Annotated in this window: 1 protein-coding gene; it reads left to right on the forward strand. The window is 68.9% G+C overall.

The genetic code is table 11. The features are described 5' to 3' along the window. Nucleotides 1-112 precede the first annotated feature (112 nt). Nucleotides 113-521, forward strand: a 409-nt coding sequence (locus ACIKT0_RS19930) for a divergent polysaccharide deacetylase family protein (protein ID WP_407106966.1), incomplete at its 3' end; no start/stop codon positions are given.

The raw sequence follows: 521 nt of genomic DNA on the forward strand, positions 1-521 counted from the left end.
TGATGATATGAAAAGCGTTGGCAAAACAGCCGGTTGCGTTGGCTCCTCTGTCAGTATCTCCTGTAATGCCTTTGGATGGATAAGGGAGCAGGCGACCGCCGCCAAGGCCCGGGTGGCGCTGATCGTCGCCAATCTCGGCGTGAGCCGGGAGGCCACCGAGACCGCGACGGTCTCGCTGCCGGCGCCGGTGACGCTGGCGTTCTCGCCCTATGGCAAGGACGTCGGAGAGCAGGTCGAGAAGGCGCGGGCGCGCGGCCACGAGGTCCTCATCCAGGCCCCGATGGAGCCCTACGGTTATCCGGGCAACGACACCGGTCCGCAGACGCTTCTGACCAGCCTGCCGGCCCCCGCCAACCTTGAGCGCCTGCGATGGGCGCTCGGCCGGGCGAAAGGCTATGTCGGGGTTGCGCCGCTCGGCGGCGGCAAGTTCCTGGAGACCGACGCCGCTCTGACGCCGATGTTCACCGAGCTCGCGCGCCGCGGCGTGATGTTCGCCGCCCCGGCCGGCGGCGAGAGCCGCG

It is taken from the genome of Hansschlegelia beijingensis (genome assembly GCF_045505405.1).
GTDB lineage: Bacteria > Pseudomonadota > Alphaproteobacteria > Rhizobiales > Methylopilaceae > Methylopila > Methylopila beijingensis_A.